The 20,369-nt window shown below is 36.6% G+C and carries 24 protein-coding genes; 4 read left to right on the top strand and 20 right to left on the bottom strand.

Annotated elements, in window-relative coordinates; all coding sequences use genetic code 11:
- Positions 1-18: 18 nt before the first annotated feature.
- Entirely contained in the window at positions 19-1,152 is a 1,134-nt protein-coding gene (locus PHQ93_RS01050) for a DUF819 family protein (RefSeq protein WP_299939732.1), read from the bottom strand.
- Positions 1,149-1,811, bottom strand: coding sequence for an N-acetylmuramoyl-L-alanine amidase (locus PHQ93_RS01045; protein WP_299939730.1), 663 nt, complete (start codon positions 1,809-1,811; stop codon positions 1,149-1,151). Before PHQ93_RS01045 ends, PHQ93_RS01050 begins: the two co-directional genes overlap by 4 nt.
- 87 nt (positions 1,812-1,898) lie before the next feature.
- Here PHQ93_RS01045 and PHQ93_RS01040 point away from each other — a divergent pair, with 87 nt between their 5' ends.
- Both PHQ93_RS01040 and PHQ93_RS01035 read left to right on the top strand, forming a co-directional pair.
- Entirely contained in the window at positions 1,899-2,279 is a 381-nt protein-coding gene (locus PHQ93_RS01040; protein ID WP_299939728.1) for a hypothetical protein, read from the top strand.
- 123 nt (positions 2,280-2,402) lie between these two features.
- Positions 2,403-3,146 (top strand): 3'-5' exonuclease, encoded by a 744-nt coding sequence (locus tag PHQ93_RS01035; RefSeq protein ID WP_299939726.1) that lies wholly within the window; start codon positions 2,403-2,405, stop codon positions 3,144-3,146.
- 131 nt (positions 3,147-3,277) lie between these two features.
- On the opposite strand, the gene PHQ93_RS01030 is transcribed toward PHQ93_RS01035, so the two are convergent.
- The gene (locus PHQ93_RS01030) at positions 3,278-3,901 is read right to left on the bottom strand and encodes an acyl-CoA acyltransferase (protein ID WP_299939723.1); all 624 of its coding nucleotides are present in this window, start codon (positions 3,899-3,901) and stop codon (positions 3,278-3,280) included.
- 62 nt (positions 3,902-3,963) lie between these two features.
- Here PHQ93_RS01030 and PHQ93_RS01025 point away from each other — a divergent pair, with 62 nt between their 5' ends.
- A complete protein-coding gene (locus PHQ93_RS01025; protein WP_299939721.1) occupies positions 3,964-4,644 on the top strand; it encodes a L,D-transpeptidase family protein in 681 nt (226 codons plus the stop codon).
- Here PHQ93_RS01025 and argS read toward each other — a convergent pair.
- The 16 genes from argS to mqnP form a co-directional block, all read right to left on the bottom strand.
- Positions 4,641-6,236 carry an arginine--tRNA ligase gene (gene argS / locus PHQ93_RS01020; RefSeq protein ID WP_299939718.1) on the bottom strand — a complete coding sequence of 532 codons (1,596 nt, stop codon included), beginning with the start codon at positions 6,234-6,236 and terminating at the stop codon, positions 4,641-4,643. The genes PHQ93_RS01025 and argS overlap by 4 nt on opposite strands.
- 3 nt (positions 6,237-6,239) lie before the next feature.
- Entirely contained in the window at positions 6,240-6,488 is a 249-nt protein-coding gene (locus PHQ93_RS01015; RefSeq protein WP_299939716.1) for a twin-arginine translocase TatA/TatE family subunit, read from the bottom strand.
- 106 nt (positions 6,489-6,594) lie between these two features.
- The gene (gene gmk, locus PHQ93_RS01010) at positions 6,595-7,215 is read right to left on the bottom strand and encodes a guanylate kinase (protein WP_299939714.1); all 621 of its coding nucleotides are present in this window, start codon (positions 7,213-7,215) and stop codon (positions 6,595-6,597) included.
- On the bottom strand, positions 7,215-8,540 hold the full coding sequence (locus PHQ93_RS01005) for a DNA topoisomerase IV (protein ID WP_299939712.1): 1,326 nt from the start codon (positions 8,538-8,540) through the stop codon (positions 7,215-7,217). The genes gmk and PHQ93_RS01005 overlap by 1 nt, the downstream gene beginning before the upstream one ends.
- A gap of 48 nt (positions 8,541-8,588) precedes the next feature.
- Complete coding sequence (gene fliR, locus PHQ93_RS01000) at positions 8,589-9,353, bottom strand: flagellar biosynthetic protein FliR (protein ID WP_299939710.1); 765 nt, start codon at positions 9,351-9,353, stop codon at positions 8,589-8,591.
- 13 nt (positions 9,354-9,366) lie between these two features.
- Positions 9,367-10,011, bottom strand: a complete 645-nt coding sequence (locus tag PHQ93_RS00995) for an ABC transporter ATP-binding protein (RefSeq protein ID WP_299939708.1) — start codon at positions 10,009-10,011, stop codon at positions 9,367-9,369.
- Between the two features lie 18 nt (positions 10,012-10,029).
- Entirely contained in the window at positions 10,030-11,226 is a 1,197-nt protein-coding gene (locus PHQ93_RS00990) for an FAD-dependent oxidoreductase (protein ID WP_299939706.1), read from the bottom strand.
- A gap of 135 nt (positions 11,227-11,361) precedes the next feature.
- Positions 11,362-12,417 (bottom strand): translation elongation factor Ts, encoded by a 1,056-nt coding sequence (tsf, locus tag PHQ93_RS00985; protein WP_299939703.1) that lies wholly within the window; start codon positions 12,415-12,417, stop codon positions 11,362-11,364.
- Between the two features lie 2 nt (positions 12,418-12,419).
- On the bottom strand, positions 12,420-13,199 hold the full coding sequence (rpsB, locus tag PHQ93_RS00980; RefSeq protein WP_299939700.1) for a 30S ribosomal protein S2: 780 nt from the start codon (positions 13,197-13,199) through the stop codon (positions 12,420-12,422).
- Positions 13,200-13,435: 236 nt separating this feature from the next.
- Positions 13,436-13,903 (bottom strand): thioredoxin-dependent thiol peroxidase, encoded by a 468-nt coding sequence (bcp, locus tag PHQ93_RS00975; protein WP_299939698.1) that lies wholly within the window; start codon positions 13,901-13,903, stop codon positions 13,436-13,438.
- 15 nt (positions 13,904-13,918) lie between these two features.
- Positions 13,919-14,500, bottom strand: coding sequence for a cytochrome b/b6 domain-containing protein (locus PHQ93_RS00970; protein WP_299939696.1), 582 nt, complete (start codon positions 14,498-14,500; stop codon positions 13,919-13,921).
- Between the two features lie 44 nt (positions 14,501-14,544).
- Complete coding sequence (murG, locus tag PHQ93_RS00965) at positions 14,545-15,594, bottom strand: undecaprenyldiphospho-muramoylpentapeptide beta-N-acetylglucosaminyltransferase (RefSeq protein WP_299939694.1); 1,050 nt, start codon at positions 15,592-15,594, stop codon at positions 14,545-14,547.
- Positions 15,595-15,618: 24 nt separating this feature from the next.
- Positions 15,619-16,782: an FtsW/RodA/SpoVE family cell cycle protein gene (locus PHQ93_RS00960; protein ID WP_299939691.1), complete on the bottom strand. Its 1,164-nt coding sequence runs from the start codon at positions 16,780-16,782 to the stop codon at positions 15,619-15,621.
- 5 nt (positions 16,783-16,787) lie between these two features.
- A complete protein-coding gene (locus PHQ93_RS00955; protein ID WP_299939688.1) occupies positions 16,788-17,306 on the bottom strand; it encodes a hypothetical protein in 519 nt (172 codons plus the stop codon).
- On the bottom strand, positions 17,303-17,824 hold the full coding sequence (locus PHQ93_RS00950; protein ID WP_299939686.1) for a hypothetical protein: 522 nt from the start codon (positions 17,822-17,824) through the stop codon (positions 17,303-17,305). Before PHQ93_RS00950 ends, PHQ93_RS00955 begins: the two co-directional genes overlap by 4 nt.
- Positions 17,821-18,681, bottom strand: coding sequence for a menaquinone biosynthesis prenyltransferase MqnP (mqnP, locus tag PHQ93_RS00945; protein ID WP_299939683.1), 861 nt, complete (start codon positions 18,679-18,681; stop codon positions 17,821-17,823). Before mqnP ends, PHQ93_RS00950 begins: the two co-directional genes overlap by 4 nt.
- A gap of 66 nt (positions 18,682-18,747) precedes the next feature.
- On the opposite strand from mqnP, the gene miaA reads away from it, so the two are divergent.
- On the top strand, positions 18,748-19,644 hold the full coding sequence (miaA, locus tag PHQ93_RS00940; RefSeq protein ID WP_299939681.1) for a tRNA (adenosine(37)-N6)-dimethylallyltransferase MiaA: 897 nt from the start codon (positions 18,748-18,750) through the stop codon (positions 19,642-19,644).
- 9 nt (positions 19,645-19,653) lie between these two features.
- On the opposite strand, the gene PHQ93_RS00935 is transcribed toward miaA, so the two are convergent.
- Complete coding sequence (locus PHQ93_RS00935) at positions 19,654-20,100, bottom strand: rhodanese-like domain-containing protein (protein WP_299939678.1); 447 nt, start codon at positions 20,098-20,100, stop codon at positions 19,654-19,656.
- Positions 20,101-20,369 lie beyond the last annotated feature (269 nt).

Raw genomic sequence — 20,369 nt, 5'->3', positions numbered from 1 at the left:
ATATAATTTTTTAATCTATTACCCCGCCATCCAAATCAAAATATTACCTACCATTAAACCGACAAAAGTGCCTATTATAAAGCCCATAACTGCCATCAAAACACCGACGCCGACAAGTGCTTTGTTGTAAGTAGCCGCCAAAATGGATGCGGATGCTACTCCGCCGATGTTTGAGAGTGAAGCAACGCTTACACTAAAGAGGTCAAGTTTAAACATCTTTGCACCTGCGACCATTATTAGTGAATGAATAACCAATATACAAAATCCGGCAATGACATATACCCCGACTCCGCTAAAGTTTTCAAACAACGCTTTTGAGCCGATGAGAGCTATAAGCATATAGAGCATTGCAGAACCTACCAAGCTAGAGCCGTTTATATTTTTTAGTTTTGTAAATGAGCCTAAAATACCAAGCACGGTTGCAAGGATTACGGTTGTAGTGGTGTAGTTCAATATCTCAAATCCACTATATGCCAAAAAATTAACACTTATGGAAACAAGAGCAGACAAAAATATCAAAAGCCAATATCTCTTTTTTCCAACGGCAGATACGCACCCTATTGCTTCAAGTTTTGCCATCTGCTCATGCGAAGTCGTAAACGAGTTAAAATAGTGCGCAAACGGGGTCAAAAAAAGCAAAAACATCATCCATATCGTATAGTTCACGCTATCGACTATAAGCGCATATCCGAACGCTTCTTGGCTTACATCCAGCGCCGTGCCTACCGCCACCATATTTGCCATGCCGCCAGTCCAACTCCCACTTAATGCACCGAATGCCCCTGCCATATCGGTATCAAAACTAAATGCCCAAGAGACGGCTATAAAACCAAAAACAATGGAGAAAACAGCCAGAGTATATGCGATAAGAAGAGATTTTCCAAGCTTGAAAAAATCCCTGATATCAACTTGTAAGAGCATCAAAAAAAGCATAGCGGGAAGCAGATACTTTTTTGCATTTTCATAAACGGTATCTATAGCTTCATTTTGTTCAAATACATTTAAAGAAGCCAAAACCATACTAAATATATAAATCAACACAACCGCAGGAAGGTATTTAAAAAATTTCGACTTGCTCTTTTGCTCAATAAAACTAATAGCAGAAGCCAAAAATACAAGTGCCAAAAGATATAGAAGCGGCGAACTAATCATTTATGCACTTTAGTGCAAGGCGCACCCTTAAAACCGCTCAAATTTGCTCTAAGCTCACTCATAAACCTTACCGAAGGGTCATCCTTATGCGTTCTGTATTTTTTATCGACCTCAAGCCAAATCTCGTCTGCTTCAAAACATCTGTACTCATAATGTCCGACTACATACTCTATCGTCGAAAACCTTTTTTTAAGCTCTTTAACCAGCTCTATATTCGCCTTTAACTGCTCTTGTGTTAGGTTATCCTTAGAGTTTTGCCCACCGACATTCTCTATCCCTATTGAGTTATAGTTAAGCCCTATTACATGTCTTGCCATAAAATCAAGCGGCATCAGCTGATGGATAGTTCCATCCCTCTCAACCATAAAATGAGCCGAGACATTAACTGCCCCACCGTTATTTATATCCGGTCTGTCGCTTGGCAATGTTTGCGAAGTAAATCTTGAGAGCGAATCATTAAAATCATCTATCGCCGTATGATGAATCATAACAATTTTGGGAACTATTTTTATATCTTGCACATCTAAATTATAGTGGGATTTGATATATTTTTTCGTAAGTTCCACTCTTATCTCGCCAAACTCTATGGGAGTCTGTTTTATCTCTAAAGCCGTCAAAAAAAGAGGAACAAAAAGAGCTAATAAAAAGGTTTTATACATGCAAAATGCCTCAAAAAAGATTTAAAGACAGTATATTACAATTAACTTTTATATGCTTTTAATGCTTATCTTTATAATATAGCAATTATGAAGTCAAAAGAGATTGTAAAACAAAATTTATTAGCAGAACCGTTAAGCCAAAATGCGCTAAAGTTGGCGCGCGGTATATACAACACCTATATAGCGCAAGATGAGGAACTCTCATTAGAGATAAAAATCCCGACTTTTTTCAAACTTCTAAACCTTCATCCGTGTGCAGACTCTATAACAGATATAAAAAATTTATTAGAAGAGTTAAACGAACCGCTTGCCGTTAGAAATTTTGAGTTTCACGGAGAGACGACACAGCTTAAATTCATTCAATTTTGCAACTATAAAATCGGGGAAGAAACCATAAAAATAGAGTTAAGCCCTGAGTATTTGCACGCTCAAAGTGAATATATGTTAGATTCTTTTTTATTATTTTAAAACGCCAAAGGAAGTAATTCCTTTGGCTACGCTAGCCGCTATGGCACTAAAGCTTGCCGCATAAAGCGGCAGATGGTTTGAACGCAAGAGGCTTTTTAAGGCAGAAAAACAAAAGGTAAAAATTTGGCAAAACGATATATTATTTTAGATACGGAAACAACGGGAACTAGTGAAACGGACAGAGTTATACAGCTCGGGTTTATGGTTTTGGGTGAAAAAAATATAGAAGTGCAAAATGAGTTTTTTAGCTCAAGTGTTCCTATTAGCTTTGGCGCGATGGAAGTTCACGGGATTACGCCTGATATGCTTGAGGGCAAACCCCAGTGCAGAGATAGCGGTTCATATAAAAGACTATTAGAACTCAATACAAACGAGAACTATCTCATAATTCACAATGCGCCTTTTGATATAACGATGCTTGAGAGAGAGGGTTTTAAAACCCAAATGAGAGTTATAGACACCCTTAGAGTCGCAAAACATCTTCTTCCCGATGAAGAGGCTCATAGACTTCAATACTTTCGTTATAAAATGAATCTCTATAAAGATGAGCAAAAAGAGGCAGATGCTTTGGGCATAGTAATAAAAGCTCACGATGCTATCGGTGATGTTTTAGTTTTAAAATTATTTTTAAGCAAGCTAAAAGAGATGGTCTTAGCAAAATTTCCGACTGCAAATCCGGTTGAGAAAATGGTTGATTTAACCCTAACTCCTATTTTAATAAAATCATTCAACTTCGGAAAATACAAAGGTAAAACCTTAGAAGAAGTTGCCTCAAGCGACGCCGCTTATCTAAGATGGATGCTTGGCGGCATGGAAAAGCTTGATGAAGATTTAAAATATTCTATCAATGAAGTTTTAGGAAACTAAACACTACAAAGATAAAACGGTCTATAATATAGCTAAGAACAAGTGCCAAACGAGGCAAAGAGAAAAAAAGTTCAAAAGTAGCTATAAAAGACGGCAAAAGTAAAAGTATAGGAATTTATATGCTTAACTTCTCAAAATTCAATCGATAATAAAACTAAACCTGCTCTGCCGAAAATCTCTTTATACGGCTCACACTCTTTTTGTTTTATCTCTTTAAAACCAAGTTTTTTATAATAGAGCAAAGTCTCCAACGAGCCTATTTCAACTATCGTTTGCGCGATGCGATACCCTTTTAATCTTGCGTTGAGCAAACTTTTATGCATAAGCGCCTTTAAGATTCCGACATCCATAAAACCCTCTAACTCTTCCATGTAGTCAAAAACAAGAGTTCTATTGTTAAGGCTGAATCCGCAAATATCCATAAGCCCTAGATATTCACTCTCTTCGCCGTTAATGCCGATTTCACCAAGAGCGGCTATAAAAACCTCTCTTGTTACAATTCTCGGCTCATAACTACAAAGTGAACCGACACTTCTGCCATCAATTTCTGCAATTAAGAAGTTACTAAAATGACAACTACACTTCGCCGTCGTATTTGTTAATTTTTCTAAATAATTTAAAATCTGCTCGTCATTCGTGGTTTTAAAAATCAGATCATAAACTCCGATTTTTTTATCAGCTCTAGTGCTTTGTAAAATCATTTGCGCTAAAAACGGTGCGTCGGCACTAGTTGCTTTTCTTATGTTAATACTCATAAACCTTTTTCCATATCTAAAAAATTAATCTGTTTCATATTTTAGTAATAGTAACATACTTTATGGTAAAAAGTTTCTTAATTCTTATAATTTGCAAAATCTTTCTATTTGCCGATGAGCAAATAATTTTGGTAATAGCTGATGATTTTAACTCTCAAAAAGCAGCGCTTAGCTGTTTTGAAGATAATAAACCGGTTTTTGACTCATTTGAAGTAAATATCGGTAAAGGCGGTCTCGGTCATGGTTTGGGAGAAATAGAGCTTTTGCACACTCCATCGGAGCCTCTAAAACAAGAGGGCGATAAAAAAGCGCCTGTCGGTATTTTCACTCTTGATGCCGTTTTTGGGTACGATGAAGATATAAAAATAAAAATGCCTTATCTCTATGCAACAAAAGATCTGATTTGCGTTGATGATTCAGAGTCAAGCTTTTACAATCAAATCGTTAAAACACCAAAAGTAATGCCAAAAAGCTTTGAAGAGATGAGAAGAGACGACGCTCAGTATGAGTTGGGCATAGTTGTAGGACACAATAAAGAGCAGATAAGAGAAGCAGGATCTTGTATATTTTTACATGTAGAAAGCTCAGAAGATGCACCCACGGCAGGGTGTACTTCTATGAAGCTAGAAGATATCCTAAAAATAGTCTCTTGGCTGGATAAGAGTAAAAACCCGATTCTTATACAAATTACGAAGTCGCAATTAGGTCAAATATCGAAGTTATATCCAAAACTTGAGTTTTAATTCTCTTCTTTACTCATATAATCTTTTGCTTCTATCCCCATCAAAGACAATCCCGTTTTAAGAGACAGACCGACAAGCATTAAAAGCTTAAGAAGTTTTGCTTCATCCTCAGTTCCGATGATTCTGCAATCATAATAAAACTTATGCAAAGAAGCCGCAAGCGATTTTAGATACTCGGGAAGCTTTTGAACTTGTCTTGAGCTAAACGCATCATCGACAATCTCAGGCAAAAGCAGAGCATCAAACATCAAAATATCGGCATTCTCATCTAAGTTTTTTAGCGTTGCCGACATTATTTCATCTTGGCTCAAATTACTCTTTGAGATAATTGTTTTAATTCTGGCATGTGCATATTGGATATAAAAAATCGGGTTTGAACTATCCTGCTTTTTAAATTCAGCCAAGTCAAACTCTAGTGCCGTATCGCTCTTTTTTGAAGCAAAAATAAATCTAAGAGCATCGGAACCTATCTCTTCTACGATATCGCTCATAAGTATTACATTGCCGGCGCGCTTGCTCATCTTATACGGTTCACCGTTTTTTAAAAGACTTACCATTTGAGAAAGCTGCACTTCAAGTTTAGAACTCTCATAACCCAAAAACTCTACTGCCGCTTTTACTCTAGCTATATATCCGTGATGATCGGCTCCCCAGATATTTATGTAATAATCATATCCGCGTTCAAATTTTTGATTGTGATAAACTATATCACCCGCCAGATATGTCGGTCTGCCGTCTTCACGAACAACGACTCTATCGGCATCATCACCCTTTTGGCTTGATGCTATAAAGATTTTATCATCTTTTTTATAGATGCCATCGCCCATCTTTGCCATAACTCTGTCCCAATCATCATAAAGCGACGATTCATAAACAAAAGTGTCAAAGAAGATATTTGTATCTGCCAAATCATTTTTGATGATCTCCATAACACCGTCTTTAGCCCAAAGTGCCAGCTCTTTTTGACGAGATTCATCACTTAAAATCTCTATACCGAACTCTTTTACCGCTTTTTGTGCCAAAGGTGCTAAATAATCGCCTCTATAATAACTCTGCGGGTACTCAACACTCTCTTTAAGTATGTTTTCGCGTCCATAAAGCTGAATTGAAAGCCCAAGCAAATCTATCTGATTTCCGGCATCATTTACATAATACTCTGCCGTTATATCATAGCCTAAGTGTTTTGCCAGTCTATAAAGAGTATCTCCGTAAACGGCACCTCTTGCATGTCCGATATGCAGCGGTCCTGTTGGATTTGCACTAACAAATTCTAAAAGAATTTTCTCTTTTTTTTCACCTTTTGCAAACGCAGTCCTATTTTCTAATGCCCACTGTGCATACTCATTTAAAAAATCTTCGCTAAGACGAAAATTGAGGTAGCCCTTTACTGAGTCAACACTGCTAAATATATCGGTTTCATGGAATGAAGAGGCTAACTCTTCAGCGATTTTCATAGGAGATTCCCTAAGCTCTTTTGCTAAAGAAAAGGCTATAGGAGTGGCAAAATGACCAAAAGAGCGATCTTTTGGCTTTTCTAAAACAACTTCACGACCAAACTTTTCGCGCAAAAGCGCCGATACTCGTTGTTTCAAGATTTACGCTTGGTGTGTAGTTTTTGGAGCTTCAGTTGTTGCAGCGGTTCCAGTCGGTTCTACTTTTTTAGGAGCGTCTGTTTGAGCAGTTTTTATAGTTGCATCTTCAACCTCATCACTTTTCATCTCTTTTTTAAAGCTCTTAATACCTTGACCGAGACCTTTTGCTAACTCAGGTATTTTTTTTGAACCAAACATTAGAACGATAATTCCAAATATTAGCAATAACTCCATTCCGCTAGGCATACTCATGATTGTGTTCCTCTTTTTTTAAAATTTAGCCCAGATTGTATCTATTGCTTGCTGTAACTTTGCTTATTATAATATTATAGTGTTTTAATATTATAGTTTTATAACACTATATATCTTCCCATTTTCTAACAAAATCATTTATCTCATTTGCCGGGATTTTAACTCTAGCTGCGTTTGCTATGACTTTTAATATATCTGCGGCAACTTCAATATTGTCGTTTACGACTAAAAAATCATATTCACTGATTCTTTGCATCTCTCTCTTTGCCATATTTATGCGACGATCAATAACATCTTGCGTATCTGTCGAACGAAATTCAAGTCTTTTTTTTAGCTCTGAGAGCGTGGGCGGAGAGATAAACACGGAAGTTGTAATATCGCCGAGTCTGTTTATTATAGTCGCGTTTCCTTGAACATCTATATCAAATATAACCAATTTTCCCGTTTTTAAAGCCTCTTTTACCGGTTTTATCGATGTTCCGTAATAATTACCGTGCACAAACGCATACTCTAAAAAAAATTCATCTTCGATATCTTTTTTAAACTCTTCTTCGCTTACGAAATGATAATGAACACCGTTTATTTCACCTTCTCTAATAGAGCGTGTTGTTGTTGAGATAGAGAAGTAACACTCGCCTATATCGCCTATTATTTTATTTAGTAAAGAGCTTTTACCGGCTCCGCTTGGACCCGACAAAACTAAAATAGCACCCGATTTATGATTCACTACTTGTCACCTAGCGTTATATTGATACTTATCTTCATCCCTTTTAAAGAGGCGACCACATCCTCGTTTGACAATGCCTTTAAAAGTTTTTTTAGAGCTTCTACTCCTTCATCTAAACTCTCGCTTGGCTCTTTTAAAACATCTATTTTTTTATCAAAATCCTCTACTGCTCTCTCTTTATGCTCTTCTTTTTTACTCATACCGCTCTCTTGAATCTCTTCATCATGCGGCTCTACTTCATTAATTGTTCCGGATTCATCAAACTCTTCATCATTAACTTCTTCGCCGATTGCGAGTTTCAAATCTCTACTTGTTAAAGAGTCAATATCTAAGAGCATATTTTCATCTATCTCGCTTTGTAAATCTTCGTCACTTAACTCTTTTACCGCACTCTCTATTTGAGATTCTAAATCTTCTAAATCTTCAAGTTCATCAAGCTCGTCAATTGATTCAAGTTTTTCTAAACTCTCCTCTTCATTAAAGTCCAAACTATCTTCAAGCTCTAAATCATCTTTTATCTCTTCATCAAAATTTAAACTATCGGCTTCATTTGACTCAATTTCTTGTATATCATCTTCAAGTTTCAGCTCATCTTCACCAAACTCTAAATCATCCTCAAGCTTCGGTTCATCTTCATCAAATTCTAAGTCATCACCGAGTTCTAAGTCATTTCCAAACTCTAAATCATCAAATGTATCTTCTATCGCATCGTCTTGGGCTTCAGTCTCTTCTAAAAGATTTTGTACCTCTTGAAGTTCATCTTTATCAAGAATGCTATCAGTCATCTTTTGACTTGATTCTAAATCGTCATCATGCAACTCATCGAAGTCTATCTCCCCTTCATCCGAACTCTCTAACTCATCAAAATCTTCAATTTTATCAAGATCCTCAATCTCATCAATTTTATCAAGATCCTCAATCTCATCAATCTCATCAATCTCATCAATCTCATCAATTTCATCAAAAGTGTCTAGACTTTTATCCGATTTGTCGAGATTAATCGTATCTGCCTCTTTTACCAAAGATATTAACAACTCGACTAAATCAGTAGGTAAAAAAGGTTTTTTAAGAGTTCTGGTAAACCTATCTTGAGGTTTTGCGTCTTTTGAACAAATATAAAGAGATTTATTAAATTCTATTTTACTCTCTAACTTTTCCATAGCATCTTCGCTATACAAAGCATCATCAATAATCAAGATATCATAATTTTTTGATTCTACAGCCTCAACGCTATCTGCGGTGTCCAGTGTATTTGAAGTCTTTTGCGCACTTAAAGTTACTAATTTATTTACTACAGGATTATTGTTTAAAAGTAATATTCTCATTACATGTTCCCTTTGGAGGCTCTTTTGACATTATTGTATCAAAAAAAACTAAAAAAACATCTCTAAAAAATTAAAAGCTTCAAGCATTTGCCCTTTTAAAATCAGCATAATCGCGCTAAATGTCGCAATAAGTATGGCAAATGAGACCGTAATTTTTATCGGAAAACCGATTACGAGAAGGTTAAATTGAGGCATTGTTTTCATAAGCATTCCAAATATCATATCGGCAAGCCAAGAGAGGGCAGTAATAGGAAATGCAATCATAAAACCGACTACAAACATATTTGATGCTGCCTTTATAAGATAACCAAAGAAATCATTATTCATTAAAAAACCGCCAAGCGGAATATGCTGCAATGAACTATCTATAAAAAGCAGCATCCAATGATGCATATCAATAGCAAAGAGAATCATAAGTGCTATAAGAGAGAGAAATTGAGAAACAATTGGCATTGAGATACCAGATTGCGGATCTATCGCACTCGCCATTGAAAAACCCATCATAAAAGATATCTGTCCACCGGCAAAGGTTATAACATTAAATGCAAGTTGCAAAATCGTGCCTATTGCCAAGCCAAAAAACATCTCGCTTAGTATTGCCAATACTATGCTTGGTACGGTTATGGGTATTGCTAGAGGGGGCATAGAAGAGTAAAAAACTATAGTGAAAAAAAATGCCATTGACGCTTTTACTTCGGCAGGTATACTATTGTGAGAAAATATAGGCACAGCCATAAAGAGTGCGCCGAATCTAAAAAAAAGAAGAATAAAGCCGACTATGTAAGCATCGCTAAAAATCTGAGGCCAATTCATCTAACAAATCCTCTTAGTTAACTTTTACTAACTCTTTGTTGATTAGTTTGTAAACTTTATGGCATCTATGCGCAAGTTCTTCGTCATGCGTTACAAGAATCATTCCTGCATTATGTTTTTGTATATATTCAAAAAAGATATCCATAACTTCATTTGCAGTTGTTTTATCTAAATTGCCGGTCGGCTCATCAACAAAAAGGATGCGAGGCTGTTTTGTTAAAACTCTGGCAATTGAGACTCTTTGCTGTTGACCGCCTGAGAGTTCCGTTACTTTTTGCTCCATAGTGCCGTCTATTTTTAATCTTTTTAAAAGTTTGGTATCTATGCTCTGATTTGAGAGAATTGCAGCTACTTCTAGATTTTCCAAGGAGGTAAACCCTTTAAACAGGTAATGAGATTGAAAAACAAGTCCAAGATCATCTCTTTTTATTTGAGACAATCTCTTCTTGTTCATGGATGAAACTTCTTCACCGAATATTGAGACGCTCCCCTCATTCGGTTTTAAAAGCGTTGAGAGGATATTAAGCAGAGTCGACTTTCCGCTGCCGCTTATTCCAATAATTGCTATTGATTCCGCCTCTTGCAAATCAAGCGATACATCGGAAAAAAGCTCATAATCAAAGGTGTGTGATAATTTTTTTGCAGATAATAAATTCATAAGGAGATTATAACCTATTTACTCGCAAAATATCTTTTTACACCCTTTTCTTGAACGAATTTCTAATCTTTTTGAATAAACTTTCTCGATAATATTTTTCATTATATAGGCGAAGTATCCGCTAAAATAAAACCCGAAAACTCTAGCAACGGCATAACCTCTTCCAAGAGCAATAAGCACACCCCGCGACTTGATATGATGTTCTATCAAAGGTTTGTTTGATATAAGGTTATTTATGTTTTTGGCACACAACTCGCCCATCTGCTCTGCAGTATCGGCAGTCGGAGGTACGATTTTATCATTATTGTATATCGTCGTGCAGTCACCGATAGCAAATACATCGCTATAATTTTGAGATTGCAGATATTTATTTGAAACAATATATCCTCTCTCATTTTTATCCAGCGCTAGATTATTCACCAAACCATTTGGCTCTATACCGCCGGTATATATCATAAAATCCATATCAAGTATCTCACCGCCGCTCAGCTTCACGCTGTTTTGCGTAACCTCGACTACTTTTCTCTCATTTTTGATAATTACATCCAACTCTCTTAATCTTTTATCCGTCTTACCTGCGAGCTCCTCTTCAAATCCTCCTAAAACATGTTTAGAAGAATTAACTAAGACGATATTTAATTTTCTACAAATAAAGTTGTTGTTTTTATAAAACTCTTTAGAAAACGATGCCATTTGCGCCGCTATTTCAACTCCGCTAAGACCTGCACCCGCTACGACGATATTAATCGGTGTACAACTTGTTCCACCCTCATCAACTTTACGAAAGAGCGACATCTCGAATTTTTGTTTAAAATACATAGCGCGATGCAATGATTTTATACCGTGGGCATACTCACGAAGCCCGATAACATCTGATGCAAATTTTGTACGGGCACCGGCGGCTATCACAAGATAATCATAACTATATCTCTGTACGCAAGTAATCACTTTTTTGTTTTTAAAATCAATATTGCCGACTTCTTGCTTTAAAAAAGTTACATTGCTCTCAAATCCTGAACAAAAAGTAAAAAGATCAACCGTAACCTGTGCAAAATCATCTTCATTTGCTATCAAGTCATACACATCGGTTTGCATAAAATGGTATGGGTTTTTATCAAAAAGTATTATTTCATTTTGAGGATTTTTTGCCAACTTTTCAACAACACGAAGACCGCCGTAGCCACCGCCGATAACAATTATTCTGTTTTTTTTCAAAAGAAAACCCTTTGAGTTATATGAAAAAATTATATCATTTTTTTAGAGCATCTATGCTACAAGAAAGTCAGGTGGAAGAGAGTAAGAGAGTTTAAAAAGCGGTTTTTTTATCTAAGTATGGGTAAGGATAAATCCTTAACCCATTTGAGCCGCAACTTCAGCAGCGAAGTCGTCAACTTTTTTCTCAATTCCTTCACCTACTTCAAGACGAACGAAATCAACGATCTCAGCATTTCCGCCTGCTTCTTTAGCAGCAGCTTCAACAGCCTGAGCAACTGTTAATTTATCATTTAAAACATAAGTCTGATCTAAAAGAGCAAGTTCTTTATCTAAAGTCGTGTTATCATCAATAAAACGAGCTAATTGACCCGGGACGATTTTGTCCCAGATTGCTTCAGGCTTACCTTGAGATTTAAGAACCTCTTTGATTTCTGCTTCAGCTTGTGCTAAAACTGCATCAGTAAGCTGTGCCATAGAGATATATTGTGGTACATTTTTAAGAGGTTTTTTAAGTCTTGCTAACTCTTCATTCTCTTTTTTGATAGCTTCAATTCTTCCTATCGTTTCAGATGTTACGAAATCCATATCAAAATCTCTAAAAGATAGCGTTCTTGGTTTCATAGCAGATGCATGCATTGCAACATTTTTAAGCATAGGACGAAGTGCATCGGCAGTTTTTTTGCTGTCACACTTTGCAGCTACGATAACTGCGATACGGTTGTTTGAGTGAACATACCCGTTAATAGCAACGGTCTCATCGCTAGCTTTAATCGTTTTGAAACGGCGAAGTTCGATTTTCTCACCGATTTTTGCAACGCTCTCTGTAAAATAAGAACCAAATGATGTAGCTTTTAGGCTCTCAACATCTGCAGGAGAAGTTTCATAAATCTCTTCTGTTGTTCTAAGTACTAGGTTTTGGAAGCCCTCATTTTTTGCAACAAAGTCTGTCTCAGAGTTAATTTCAACAACAGTAGCTTTAGAGAAATCGTCTGCAATTTTTAGTCCAACAAGACCTTCAGCTGCAACACGGTCTGCTTTTTTAGCAGATTGTGCGATACCTCTCTCTTTTAGCCACGCTGTCGCTTTTTCCATATCTCCATCACACTCAACAAGAGCTTTTTTACAATCCATCATCGGTGCATCAGTTGATGCACGAAGATCTTTTACCATTGCTGCTGTTATTTCTGCCATGATTATGCTTCCTCTGTATCGAAATCTTCTACTTCAAAAGCATCCATATCTTCAGCAACCGGCGCTGCCGCAACTTCTTGTTGAATATCATCACGTCCGCCGCTTCTTAACGCTTTACCTTCGTTAATAGCTTCAGTCATTTCACGACAGAAAAGTTGGATAGAACGAATTGCATCGTCATTTCCCGGAATTGGGTAAGTAATTAAATCAGGATCACAGTTTGTGTCAAGCGGAGCAACAACAGGGATACCTAAACAACGAGCTTCTAAAACAGCGATATGCTCTTTAACTGCATCCATAACGAAAAGCATATCAGGAAGTTTTTTCATATTGCGGATACCGCCGAAATATACTTCTAGTTTCTCTTTTTGGCGAGAAAGCATAAGTGCTTCTTTTTTAGTTAAAAGGTCGATTTGACCGTTTTCTTGCATCTCAGAAATAACATCAAGTTTACGGATAGATTTTTGAATAGTCGGGAAGTTTGTAAGCATACCGCCTAACCATCTATTGTCCACATACGGCATTCCACAAGCGATTGCTGCATCTCTTACAGAAGAACGAGCTTGTTTTTTAGTACCGACGAAAAGAACAGTTTTTCCTTCAGCTGCCGTATCTACAACGATTTGGTAAGTGTTACGGAAGTAACGAAGAGTTTTTTGTAAATCTATAATATAGATGTTTTTACGAACACCGAAAATATATTTTTTCATTTTCGGATTCCAACGACGAGTTTGGTGTCCGAAGTGTACACCACACTCTAATAAGTCTTTCATAGTTACCATTCAAGGTCCTTTAAGGGCATTTTCAGCCAGATTTTTTGTCAGTTAGCTTCGGCAATATCGGGCAAATCTGCACCTAAAGAGGGAGTTGCACTGACTTTATGATATATACCTGTTAATATTTCTTTGGCTTTATCTGCGGCAAAGAAAATCCGCGAATTTTATCTAAAAAATATTTAAGCCAAGCTTTTAAGGAACTATTTTCTTCTACAAGTTCATGTTATATAATTTTGTAATTGTTATGCCTGCAACTCTTGAAGTTTTTTCATAACCTCTTGTGCATGATCTTTAACTTTTACCTTCTCCCAAATCGCTCTTATAACACCGCTTGGGTCTATAATCAGGGTTGTGCGAACTATCCCCATATACTCTTTTCCGTAATTTTTTTTCAACTGCCAAACGCCGTACTCTTGCAACATTGAAGTATCTTCATCGCTAAGCAGTGTTATAAAGAGATCTTTTTTCTCTATAAAGTCACGATGTTTTTTTGTGCTATCTGCACTAATTCCTATCACAATAGCATTTAAACTGCCAAAATCCGGCGCGGCATCGCTAAAATCACAAGCTTCAGTCGTACACCCCGGAGTGTTATCTTTTGGATAAAAATATAGCACTATCCACTTACCTTTTAAATCTCTCAAACATATCTCGACATCATCTTGGTTTGGCAGACAAAACTCAGGAGCCGTACTATCAATTTTAACCATTTTTATACCTTTAATTTAAAAATTTTCTTTTGTTTTTCCGTTTATCATGGTTGAAATAAGCCCATGTTCCTCTTTTGCATCAGCTACGATAACGCCGGCTATATGAAGCGGTACAAAAATCATAATAATATTAAAAGCAAATTCATGAATATTTTTAATAGCACCTGCAAACTCTTTGCTCATACCTATCTCTTTATAAAAATATATGGCAAAACCGCTTATTGCCATAAATAAAATAGTCGTATATACTACATAGTATGATATTTTCACCGCTTTTTTATGCAGTGTTAACGAGTTAAAATCCTCTTTTTTGCTTTTATCCGTAAAAAATAGGTAGATTCTGTATAGCACCAAAAATGCCAGCGCATAACCCAATATTATGTGCCACTCCCACATACCTGCACGAATCGCTTTTGCTAATATTTTTGCATCTTCGATTGTTATTTCAACTCCCATATCCGAGAGTTTAGTCATTAAAATCTCTGCATTTGTTTTGTAACTAAGAAATGTTTTACGCAAAAATACGGTTGCCAATAAACCAAGAATAACTATCGCATTTAACCAGTGCCAAATTCTAAATTTCAATGTATATTTCATACAAAATCCTTTATGTCTGTAATTTATTTAAGCCTGTTAACATTCTACTTTATTTTATTAAATATACCACTCTTTTTATTTACTATCTCAACCGCATCCTGAATCATCTTTTTTGCTACATCTCTGCTTGAACGGTCTAAAAGAGCTCTGCTTTTACTCTCTAAGTTTTGAGGCAAAATTGAAATTAAAATTGACTTTAAATCCTCATCTTCTCTCTTGCACCAACCTAAATCATTTTCAACTATAAACTTAGCATTATGGTATTGATGATCGGATGCCGCATGAGGAAACGGAACAAATAGTGCAGGCAAACCGTTTGCACACAACTCCCAAAGCGTACTCGCACCTGAGCGGCTTATAGCTAAATCCGCCTTAGACATTAGGTAACTCATCTCTTTTGTAAATGAGTAAAGTTCTGCTTCTACCTGCAACTCTTCATACTCTTTTTTTACTCTCTCAAAATCTCTCTCGCCGGCTTGATGGATTATCTTTATGCTTAACTCTTGAAGCTCTTTTGCCACACTTAAAGCCAAATCATTTATAGCTTTTGCACCTTGTGAACCGCCTAAGAAAATAATAGTTTTTATCTCGCTTCTTGCTCTTGCGGTTTTAAAAAATTCATCTTTAACCGGATAGCCTTTAATGGGCGAATTTTTATCATACGCACTTATAAATCTTTTGCTAAATGGTTTTAAGAGTGAATTTAATCTTCCCTCTACCGCATTTTGTTCATGTATAAAAAGAGGCATAAATCTGCTTAGCGTGGCAATTGATGCGGGAGCGGCCGAAAATCCGCCTACACTGTAAGTCGCCTCAATATTATGCTTTTTAAGTATTTTTCTTGACTCAAAAAATGCGCGAAACACAAGCCAAAGAGCTTTTAATTTACCAAAACCTTTTTGATTTACGACGCCTGTCGTTTCCAAAAAATATACATGTGAAAAAAGGCTGTGCGATTCAAAATATTTTCTATCCTGCCCGCTCATCGAGCCTATAAAGATGGCTTCATGTCCGTCATTTACCGCAGCTTCGACCAGAGCCTCTGCAATCATCAAATGTCCGCCCGTGCCGCCGCCTGTAATGCAAAACTTCATCTATCTCTCCATATTATGTATATATTAATCCATTTTTATTTTTTTAGATGCCATAAGAACCATACCTATTCCGACGGAAGCGGCTAAAATCGAAGATCCTCCATAACTTAAAAACGGAACGGAGATTCCTTTAATCGGGGTAATTCCACTGATTCCGTACGCATTTACTAAAAATGCAAAAGCGAGTAAAAATCCAATACCCAAACTAAATAGATATATTCTTGAGTCATCTGTTCTATTTGCAATCTTAAAAATTCTCTGAAGCATCAATATAAATATACTTACAACAACCAAAACCCCGATAAACCCGAACTCCTCGGCAAGCCCTGCTAAAATAAAGTCGGTATGAACTTCACTTAAAAATCCTAACTTAAAAGTTCCGTTTGACACTCCCACGCCAAAGAGTCCTCCATTATGAATAGCATTAAGCGAGTGTCCTATCTGATACGGTTCAACCTCTGTCGGAACTCTTAAGCGTGCCGCTACGGCTTCTGGAAAAATCTCTAAAACACTATTTTGTGCCAACGCCCACCAAGATTTTATACGCAGTATCCTATGCTCTGCCGTAAAAATGAAAAATAGAAAAAAGAGTACCGCGCCAATCATGAGAGTCAAGAAGAACCTAAAACTGCTTCCGGCAAACATAAGCATAAAAAGAAGAGTAAGACCTAGTACCACAACCTGACCCAAGTCATTTTGAACAAAAGCTATAATAAACATAGAGAGTATAAAAACTATCCCGTACGGAGTAAATCTGATAAACTCCTCTTTTACTCCCATGCCGCCGTGATGTCCGAGTCTTCTTGAAAAACTCCATGCTAAAAAATATACAAATCCGACTTTAAAAAACTCAACCGGTGCTAGTGAAAATCCAAAAACTTTTATCCATCTCTTTGCTCCGCCTACTGCTGAAACCAAAAAACTGGGCAAAAACGGCATAGCTATCATCAAAATTGCCGAACCGATAAAGAGTGTAAACCCTATGGGTGTTAAAAGTTTATCGGGATCTCCTTGAGCTAAAAGCCAAATTATTAATATGCTTAAAAACCCAAAAGCTGTTTGTCTTATTGCAAAATGAAACTCGTTTACTCCAAAAAGTATAGTCGTATATACGGAGAGTGAATATATGAGAAAAATACTAATGCCGATTAACATTGAGACAAATGTAAAGAGTTTTCTATCCGCCATATATGTTACTTTATCTTGTTGATTTTCAGTACAAATTCAACTTCTGCTTTAGATATATGAAGCTCTTTTGAGATAGTCTCGAGTGTTATTCCCTGTTTATATAGCGATATAATCTTTTCATCATCATTTCCGTGTATCGAAGCGGGAATAGATATCTGCTTCACACCGCTCTCCAGTGAAGAAATTCTTGCATCAACATGTTCATCTATTCTTTGGATACCCTCTTCTAATCTTTTTATACTAAGCGAAATAGGCTTAACCATATCATAAACCGTTCTCTCTATCTCTTGATAAATATCTTCATCGTTCATACGAGAACTATTATTTTTAATATTGATTTGTGTATCGTTTAGCTTTTTTTTTAGGTAAAAAATCTCTTTATTTAACTCTTCTGCCACAGTCGCAACTGCGCGAATATTTTTATTATACTCTGAATCTTTTGTAAAAACATAGTAGATTAAATACAAAATCATGGCTCCCATAGCAACCACTAAATACTCTATGTTTATATGCTCAAAATTCATTCTTTGCTCTCTCTCGCTTCACGAATGAGTACTCTCTCTCTTGCAGTTAAATATGCAGCCCACTCTCTGTTTTCTCGTTCATGTATTTTAGTTATTTTAGCCAGTGATTTATCGATTGCAGTAAAAAATATGCAGACATCTCTTCTTGGGCGAACAGGCATTTCAACTCTGCCGTAATACTCCACGCCCTCTTCTAAAATATCCTGCGATAATTTAAAGTGCTCAAATCCTATAGACTCTATGGGAATCTCATACATCAGAGACAATTTTTTAGGCTCTTCATTTTTTAAAAAACGCTCTAGGGCGTCTATCTTTTTGTGCAGCTCTACTATGAGATTTAACAAAACAGGATCAGTATCGTTTGTTTCGCCCTTTGCGCGAGCCAGTTTTAACCACTGATTTATTGAATCATCTTCACTCTCGCTTAAGTACTGATACTCTCTTAAATATGCCTCTTTGTCCGCATCTACTTTACTAAAAACTATATTAATCGGCGCGCTAACTAATCTTACACTCATAATATCACCTCATCCAATACGATTAAAATAAAAAAAGCAATACCGAGATAACCGTTTACCGTAAAAAAAGCACGGTCTATCTTAGTAAAATCTTTTCTAACTAAATAGTGTTCATAGCCGAGCATAAAAGTGCTCAAAGCTACGGCAGTATAAGCAAATACTCCAAGCCCTGCAACCCAGACAAACAACACCCAAAAAATTACGGTTAGCATATGAAAAAAAGCCGAAATTTTAAGTGTTGCGTCGGAGCCGTATTTTGAGGGAATAGAGTGCAACCCCTTTTCTCTGTCAAAATCCATATCTTGCAAAGAGTATAGCAGATCAAAACCCGCAACCCAAAATATAACACCCAAACTAAGCATAACCGACCAAGCAGTTATCTCGGCACTCACAGCAACAACACCGGCAATCGGAGCAAGCCCGAGCGACATCCCCAGTACTATATGCGCCAATGATGAGAATCTTTTAAAATATGAGTAACTTCCAAGAACGACTAAAATCGGAAAACTAAGATAAAATGCCAAAGAATTTATGAGATATGCCACTCCGACAAAAGCAAAAGCATTTACCACAATAAAAATTAATATAGATGAAGCATCAAGCCTGCCGTCTACATTCGGCCGCGACATCGTCCTGGGATTTTGCGCATCTATGTCTCTGTCTGCGAATCTGTTTAATCCCATTGCAAAATTTCTAGCACTCACTGCCGCAAGCGCTCCTAAAATAAGCAGAGTAAAGCCAAACCATCCATCAGCCGCCACTATCATAGCTATAAAAATAAAAGGAAGTGAAAATATGGAGTGTTCAAACATAACCAGTTCATTAAAATCTTTAAGTTTATTTATATATTTTTGCAAATTTAACCCTAAATTACTTTTTGTTTCATTTTACCCAAAGTTGATTTAAAATGATATAATTTCGTCATGATTCAACTAGCCATTATCGGTCCAACAGCTTCGGGAAAAAGTGATTTAGCTATCAAAATCGCTAAAAAAATCAACGCTTATATACTTTCAATAGATTCTCTTAGCATATACAAAGGGATAGATATCGTCTCTGCGAAACCCTCAAATGAGGAACTCCAAGAGGTTAGGCATTTCGGCATAGATGTTTTATACCCGAATGAATACTTTAGCGTTGATATATTTATACGGCTTTACAAAGAGGTGCTGCAAAAGTGCCAAGATGACGCTAAAAACCTCATCATCGTCGGCGGAACTTCATTTTATCTCAAAACTCTCATTGAGGGTCTCTCTAATATCCCGAAAATTGATGATACAACAAAAAAAAGAGTTGAAAAAAGGCTGCTTAACCTGCAAGAGAGTTATGATTTTTTATGCACACAAGACAGTGAGTATATGAAAAACATATCTACTAACGACAGATACAGGATAGAAAAAGCACTTCTCATCTATGAAGCTTCAAAGCTTACTCCAAGCGAATGGTTTAGGCAAAATCCGCCAAAACCCGTTATAGAGAATCTTCCTATTTATAACATTGATGTTGATAGAGATATTTTAAGAGAGCGGATAAAAAAACGCACACAAAAGATGCTTGAGGGCGGTCTGATAGATGAAGTGTGCCGCTTAGAACAGCGCTACACGAGACTTCCTCACTCTATGAATACAATCGGAATAGTTGAAGTTTTAGAGTATCTTGATAGCAAAGTCACAAAAGATGAGATGTGTGAAAATATCTCAACCCATACGGCACAACTGGCAAAACGACAGCAAACTTTTAACCGTACTCAGTTTGAGGGTGTTATCAATGCACCGCTTGAGGAACTAGAAGGTCTTATTTTATCTAGTATAAAACTTTAAGGCTATGCTCTATTTTTTCTCTAACTCTTGCATAAATCCAACTGCGGTGCCGCCTTTTAGGTAATCGGTTACTTTTAAAAGTCCGTCATTTAGGTACTTTGCATTGTACCCTTTCATAGTTAGATAAACTCTTGCCATATTTGACCTGTCGTTATGCGGGCAAGCGGTGATGATAAGTTTGTCTTTGGGGAGTTCAGCAAGGCGGTTTGGCAACTCGTTTAGAGGAATATTTTTTGCAAAAGGCATATTCCACGCTTTAAACTCTTCGGCAAATCTCACATCTATCAATACTGCTTCATTGCTTTTGATAAGTTCGAGCATATCAGTAGATTTTATTTTCATATCTGCGGTCTCTTGAACATTAAAGCTCTTTAGATACGCATCAAAATCTTTTTGTTTTAAATCACCGCCAAAAGCTAAAACTGCCAAAGATAAGATTATTGTTAATTTTTTCATTTTTACCCTCTTTAAATTTTATTAATGTTGTAAAGCTTTTGATTTGGCAAGTGCCGCTTCTATCTCTTCTTTTTTAACCTCTCCGCTGAGTTCAAGCAGCACTTCGCCGTCATCCCCACTCACCTGCATATCTTTTATCTTCTTTTTTGTGTCGTCACTCATGCACTCACACGCACCTGTTTTGCAGTTTTGCACCATTTTAACAATACTCTCTTTTTGCACCGCACCGCTGAACTTTATCGACACGCCGCTACGCAGTTGTGTTACCT

This window comes from Sulfurimonas sp. (genome assembly GCF_028714975.1).
Lineage (GTDB): Bacteria > Campylobacterota > Campylobacteria > Campylobacterales > Sulfurimonadaceae > Sulfurimonas.
This window is presented reverse-complemented; position numbering and strand designations above follow the sequence as displayed.

Coding starts and splice junctions, on each gene's coding strand:
- PHQ93_RS01050 (WP_299939732.1), bottom strand. CDS start 1,152: ATGATTAGTTCGCCGCTTCTATATCTTTTGGCACTTGTATTTTTGGCT.
- PHQ93_RS01045 (WP_299939730.1), bottom strand. CDS start 1,811: ATGTATAAAACCTTTTTATTAGCTCTTTTTGTTCCTCTTTTTTTGACG.
- PHQ93_RS01040 (WP_299939728.1), top strand. CDS start 1,899: ATGAAGTCAAAAGAGATTGTAAAACAAAATTTATTAGCAGAACCGTTA.
- PHQ93_RS01030 (WP_299939723.1), bottom strand. CDS start 3,901: ATGAGTATTAACATAAGAAAAGCAACTAGTGCCGACGCACCGTTTTTA.
- PHQ93_RS01025 (WP_299939721.1), top strand. CDS start 3,964: ATGGTAAAAAGTTTCTTAATTCTTATAATTTGCAAAATCTTTCTATTT.
- PHQ93_RS01015 (WP_299939716.1), bottom strand. CDS start 6,488: ATGAGTATGCCTAGCGGAATGGAGTTATTGCTAATATTTGGAATTATC.
- PHQ93_RS01005 (WP_299939712.1), bottom strand. CDS start 8,540: ATGAGAATATTACTTTTAAACAATAATCCTGTAGTAAATAAATTAGTA.
- fliR (WP_299939710.1), bottom strand. CDS start 9,353: ATGAATTGGCCTCAGATTTTTAGCGATGCTTACATAGTCGGCTTTATT.
- PHQ93_RS00995 (WP_299939708.1), bottom strand. CDS start 10,011: ATGAATTTATTATCTGCAAAAAAATTATCACACACCTTTGATTATGAG.
- tsf (WP_299939703.1), bottom strand. CDS start 12,417: ATGGCAGAAATAACAGCAGCAATGGTAAAAGATCTTCGTGCATCAACT.
- rpsB (WP_299939700.1), bottom strand. CDS start 13,199: ATGGTAACTATGAAAGACTTATTAGAGTGTGGTGTACACTTCGGACAC.
- bcp (WP_299939698.1), bottom strand. CDS start 13,903: ATGGTTAAAATTGATAGTACGGCTCCTGAGTTTTGTCTGCCAAACCAA.
- PHQ93_RS00970 (WP_299939696.1), bottom strand. CDS start 14,500: ATGAAATATACATTGAAATTTAGAATTTGGCACTGGTTAAATGCGATA.
- murG (WP_299939694.1), bottom strand. CDS start 15,594: ATGAAGTTTTGCATTACAGGCGGCGGCACGGGCGGACATTTGATGATT.
- PHQ93_RS00960 (WP_299939691.1), bottom strand. CDS start 16,782: ATGGCGGATAGAAAACTCTTTACATTTGTCTCAATGTTAATCGGCATT.
- PHQ93_RS00955 (WP_299939688.1), bottom strand. CDS start 17,306: ATGAATTTTGAGCATATAAACATAGAGTATTTAGTGGTTGCTATGGGA.
- PHQ93_RS00950 (WP_299939686.1), bottom strand. CDS start 17,824: ATGAGTGTAAGATTAGTTAGCGCGCCGATTAATATAGTTTTTAGTAAA.
- miaA (WP_299939681.1), top strand. CDS start 18,748: ATGATTCAACTAGCCATTATCGGTCCAACAGCTTCGGGAAAAAGTGAT.
- PHQ93_RS00935 (WP_299939678.1), bottom strand. CDS start 20,100: ATGAAAAAATTAACAATAATCTTATCTTTGGCAGTTTTAGCTTTTGGC.